General features: G+C 61.0%; 4 protein-coding genes. 2 read left to right on the forward strand and 2 right to left on the reverse strand.

The genetic code is table 11. From position 1 onward, the window contains the following. The first annotated feature begins 392 nt into the window (after positions 1-392). Positions 393-1,940: a GMC family oxidoreductase gene (locus tag QSK18_RS35540; RefSeq protein ID WP_285628941.1), complete on the forward strand. Its 1,548-nt coding sequence runs from the start codon at positions 393-395 to the stop codon at positions 1,938-1,940. 521 nt (positions 1,941-2,461) lie between these two features. Here QSK18_RS35540 and QSK18_RS35545 read toward each other — a convergent pair. Further along, positions 2,462-3,103, reverse strand: coding sequence for a TetR family transcriptional regulator (locus QSK18_RS35545; protein WP_285628944.1), 642 nt, complete (start codon positions 3,101-3,103; stop codon positions 2,462-2,464). A gap of 709 nt (positions 3,104-3,812) precedes the next feature. Next, positions 3,813-4,316 carry an RICIN domain-containing protein gene (locus tag QSK18_RS35550; protein WP_285628948.1) on the reverse strand — a complete coding sequence of 168 codons (504 nt, stop codon included), beginning with the start codon at positions 4,314-4,316 and terminating at the stop codon, positions 3,813-3,815. A gap of 358 nt (positions 4,317-4,674) precedes the next feature. Between QSK18_RS35550 and QSK18_RS35555 the strand changes: the two genes are divergently transcribed. Then, a partial coding sequence (locus tag QSK18_RS35555; RefSeq protein ID WP_285628951.1) for a transposase occupies positions 4,675-4,947 on the forward strand: 273 nt, incomplete at its 3' end.

Below are 4,947 nucleotides of genomic sequence, written 5' to 3' on the forward strand. Positions count from 1 at the left end.
GACCTAGATCCTGAAGCCGCACCGCGCTCCTCAAAGAAGCTCTGTTCAAGTTGGCTAGCGATTCTACACCGGCGGGAGCTGAGAACTGCGATGGTCGCCCTAGGCGAGACCTGGATGTCAGGGCAAAGGCCCGGTGTAGCGCACCTCGGATGCTCGTCCGACCTCACGGTTCCCCTGTGTGCCGGTCAGGTGCGCGATCCGCTTGGCTCTCGTGAGCGAGGTGAGACGACGGGCTGGTGAACTTCCCCCTGCATTCATCCGTGTGGACATGTGACGGGTGACAGCCATGGCCGTCGCGAATGATGGGACGCGCGGTCAGTCATCAAGGTAAGCAGCGTTGGCCTGCTTGCGGTCAAGGGCCGCAAGCAGGTGGGCACAAGTATTGGAGCGGCATGTTTGACCACATCATTGTCGGTGGCGGGGCGGCGGGCAGCGTGCTCGCTGCCCGCTTGACTGAGGACCCGAATCGGCGGGTGTTGCTGCTTGAAGCTGGCCCGCTTGACTCCGATCAAAATATCGTCGCACCACACGGTGTCTTCTCCATCCTGCGCGGCGACCTCGACTGGAGCTACACCACAACGCCGCAGCCCGGTCTGGGCGGCCGGGAGGTGCCCATCTCGGGTGGCCGGGTGCTTGGCGGCGGCGGTTCTATCAATTACCAGGCGTGGTTCAGGGGGCACCCACTCGACTACGACGGCTGGGTCGAGCAGGGGATGAAGGGGTGGGGATGGGCCGATGTGCTGCCCGCATTCCGGCGCAGCGAAGATCATGAGCGCGGCTCGTCCGACCTGCACGGTCTGGGCGGCCCTATCCCGGTCACGACCCCGCGTGATCCACACCCATTGTCGCTGGCCTTCATCGCAGCCGGCCTAGAGCATGGCCTGCAGTTCAACCGTGATCTTTCTGCCGGTCCAGATCTTGACGGAATCGGCATAATGCACAGCAATACGAGGGACGGAGAGCGTTGGAGTGCCGCCCGCGGCTACCTGCACCCGGTGCTCGACCGCCCCAACCTCGAGGTGCGCACTGGTGCGCTGGTGCGGCGAGTGCTGACCGACAACGGAAAAGCGACCGGCGTTGAATACTCCGACACTGGCGGCAATCTGACCGTGGTACGGGCCGATTCGGTGATCCTGTCTGCCGGTGGAGTGCGCTCTGCCCAACTACTGATGCTTTCAGGCATCGGGCCGGCCGATCATCTGCGTGAACACGACATCAATGTCGTGGCGGACCTGCCGGGCGTTGGCAGTAACCTTCAGGACCACCTGTCGGCGATGGTCATCTGGCCGGTCACTCAAGGTGAGACCTGGCTTGACGCATACACCTGGGAGAACTTCTCCCGCTACGCCGAACAGCGCCGGGGACCTCTCGCCTCAATGGGACAAGTCGGAGGATTCCTTCGGGTGGGCAGGGATGCGCTCGCCCCGGACATCCAATTGATGACAATGCTGATCGACCTGTCGGGCGGGCCAGCGCCGGCCTTCACCAGCCTGGTCACCCTGCTCACCCCGCAGAGCCGGGGCACCGTGAAGCTACGCTCGGCTGACGCGGCCGCTAACCCCTTGATCGATATGAACTACCTGGACAACGACGCTGACCTGCGCGCACTCATAGAGGGTGTGCGCGAAACGATGCATATGGGCGAGGGGCCAACGTTCCGCGCTTTTACTAAGCCGCCTAAAATCCCCGCTTCCGAAACCGACATGGACATCGAACAAGCCGTGCGCGCTACCGCGCTCTCGATCAACCACCCTTCCGGTACCTGCCGAGCGGGCGTTGACGCCGACTCAGTGGTCGACCCCGGTCTCCGGGTTCATGGCTTCACCGGCCTGTACATCATTGACTCCTCGGTGATGCCTTCGTTGCCCCGTGGCAACACCCATGCGCCATCGATTATGATCGGCGAGCGTGGGGCCGAGATCTTGAAAGGCATTCGCTGAGAACGGTTTCCAGTCTCGATTATTGAGGAGACCACAAGGGTTGGCCGGGGCCGGAGTCGCAATGCCAAAGGCGCCTTCGGCGCCGGCCCCAGACGGGCACCCGTCTCGTCGAACGGGTTTCGCGCTCATGCACGTTGTGAATGCAACGTCCGATCATGCGGTGGCCCAAAGCCACAGCGTCAGGAAAGATGCGTCGACAGATTTGGCTCCCGACGTGTTCCGGCCGGTTGATCTAGACTTGGTGGGACAGATGTAGGCCTTCGGGCATCGCCTGGATGGGGGGCAAAAACTTTAGGCTGTTCGGCGCAGGGCTCTGGACCTGATCGTCTGCGGACCGGTTTCCTCGTGTCAAATCGAACCAGGCGACTGTGAACTTTAGAGCCGTCTTGCTGGCTGACCGAGGGGCAAGACCTGCTGGCGCCACGCCAGAACCGACGCAAGGTTGGTGTGCTGGGTGAGATATGAAGCCGATGTGGAACAAGACGATGCGCGGCAGGTCATCGTCACCCCCCGGTGACGTGCTATTCGAGCGTATTGCTAGGCTCGCGCATGACGTTCATCGCCTGGTCTAGAAGTTCGGGCATGGATGCGATTCCGCCGGTGGCGGCCCATGCGTCGATGGCTGCGTCTAGGCAGGAGATCGCGGCGGCGGTGAGCGCGTTGGCCTGCATGTCGATTACTGGGTCGGGGCCGCCGAGCCGTCGCGAGATCTCCGGGGCGATCATGCTCTGCCAACCCTGAGTCTTTTCCCAATGCCGTGTGATCAAGGCAGAAGCCTGAGTCAGCAGTCGGATTGCGCCTAGAGGCGATCCGGAGTTCCCTGGCTTGGCTTCAGCGAGCACGTCGAAGGCGCGGCGCAGCGACTCCCAGGGCCGCTCTTCGCTCGGACGTAGCACCAAAGCGTCGGCAATCTGGCTGCCAAATTCACCGACCCGGCTGAGCACCATCTCCTCCTTGGTTCCGAAGTACCGGAAAAAGGTGGTGCGCGACAGACCAGCGGCAGTCGCGATCTGTTCCACGGTCGTGTTCTCGAAGCCTTGCTCTGCGAAGAGTTGAAAGGCAACTTCGCTGACCTCCTCGCGCATTGCCGCGCGCATCCGTTCACGTAACGGGGCGCGCCGGGGGGTGTTGAGAGTAAGGGGGGTCGTCGTGGGAACGTACATGATCGAATAATACGCCGAAGCTAAGCGGAACGTGCAATCAGGATGGTTCACAGATACTCGAAATCGCGGAACGATCTGGCGGGCAGGATCTGCGTCAGCGTTGGCCCGAGCAAGCGGCTCCGCGGGAACTGCCCGGTATTCGGTTAGTGGCCGTGTTTACCAGCATCCATCTCACCCATGGGGCAGCTTGCTAGCCCTGAGTACCCTCAGTCGCAAGTTCTCCGAGGCCGGTGACTCCGCAAAACGCATGTGCATTCTGTGTTTAAAATGAAACTTCAGGTGCGTTGCATAGGACGGTCAATGCAGTTGGTGACCCTATCCTGGCTGAGCAGGCGCTAGCTCGGTTGCGCGTCATGGGTGCTCTTATCGCTGGTCTGGAAACACCATCGCCGAATCAGGGCCAGAGTCTCAATGTCGAGGGTACTGACTTTTAGGCAGTTTGCGGTGGCCGCCGACAGACTTGTGCACAAGTATTTGGTCGGGCAGATCTTTCTGCGCCCTAGATATGAACCAATGAGCGAACCTTCTATATTCGTACGCGCGAGAGACAGCTCGGAACCCCCAAAGGCATACCATTGGTGGACGTGGCCGGTGGGTGCAAAAATTCCAAGACCTCGTGAGCGTGGCCGTCTCAGAGACGCGGGTAATTACCCGGACTCCGATTGGGAAGCCGCTCAGCCCGCCGCCAGACCCGTCCCTCAAACTACTATCATTGTACGACCTTGAACTTGGTTGAGTCGGTGACATCGTATTCAAGGCCCTCGCTCCTCAACACAATATTGCCGTAGCCATTGCGACCAAATACATAGCCCTCACCAGACCTGGTGACCGTGAACTGCTGGGTTTTATCAGACACCTCACAGGTGCCGGCCAGGATCGGAGAGGGGCCAATCTCGTCAGTATTGAGGGCCCGCCAACACAGCGGTTCACGTTCTCCCGAACTGTCGACAGCCCTAATCTGGTATAGGTTTTCGCCCAAGGATCTGAAGGTGAACAGCTGACGGCCGCTGTCATCGTCGGTCATTGAAAGGCCCTCGTCCTCCAGGGTCAGGGCTCCCTCGAAACCATCCAGCGGCACGATGGTCGCACCCCTGCCTACAGAGGGAAGCGTGGACTCTTGTGCGGCCGCCACCTCTTCCGAAGTCTCTTTGGGTGAGGTCTCAGGTGTTTCAGGTGTCTTGGTGACAAGGGCTGTGGCGGGCGTCTGGCTCACCGGGCTCGTATCCGACGTCGAGCCTGATCCGCAGGCCGAGCTGAACAATGCAGTGGCCGCCAAAAGTCCGGCCGTGACAGCTCGCTCAAACCGTGACATATGCGTTCTCCCTCTTGCATTCCTGGGTCTCAATAGGCGCCTTACTGTGGTGCGCCTTACAAGAAGAGACGTAGACCGCACCCGTTTGGGTCAAAAGAAGCATAGTGATCGCTGCCACACCTACGTCTAGACATCCCACGGTTCTAACGTGTCAAGCAGTCTGGCGTTGAGTGCTCTGGTTGGTCTGGGCTGTATCGTCGTTGTAGGTGAAGCGCCCTGGGGCTGACGGAGGCTTTGAACCAGCATGGAGACTGGATCAATGGCTGCACCGCGTAAGTACGACGGTGAGACCCGTGCCCGGGCCGTGGGGGTGGTCCAGGACCGCGTCCATGAGCACCAGGATTCTCATGTCGGGGCCCGCCGGCATGTGGGTGAGCTGTTGGGTATTAACCCTGCGACGTTGCGGAACTGGGTCGAGGGGGACGAGGTCGATGCAGTTCAGCGGCCTGGAACCCCGGCCGAGGTGAGCGAGGAGCTTGCTGCGTTGCGGCGGGAGAACGCGGAGCTGAAGCGGGCGAGCGAGATTGCCAAG

The sequence above is a fragment of the Kineosporia sp. NBRC 101677 genome (assembly GCF_030269265.1).
GTDB lineage: Bacteria > Actinomycetota > Actinomycetes > Actinomycetales > Kineosporiaceae > Kineosporia > Kineosporia rhizophila.

What these genes read in the sequence shown, in the direction of transcription:
- QSK18_RS35545 (WP_285628944.1), bottom strand. Translation starts at nt 3,103, where the DNA reads ATGTACGTTCCCACGACGACCCCCCTTACTCTCAACACCCCCCGGCGC.
- QSK18_RS35540 (WP_285628941.1), top strand. Translation starts at nt 393, where the DNA reads ATGTTTGACCACATCATTGTCGGTGGCGGGGCGGCGGGCAGCGTGCTC.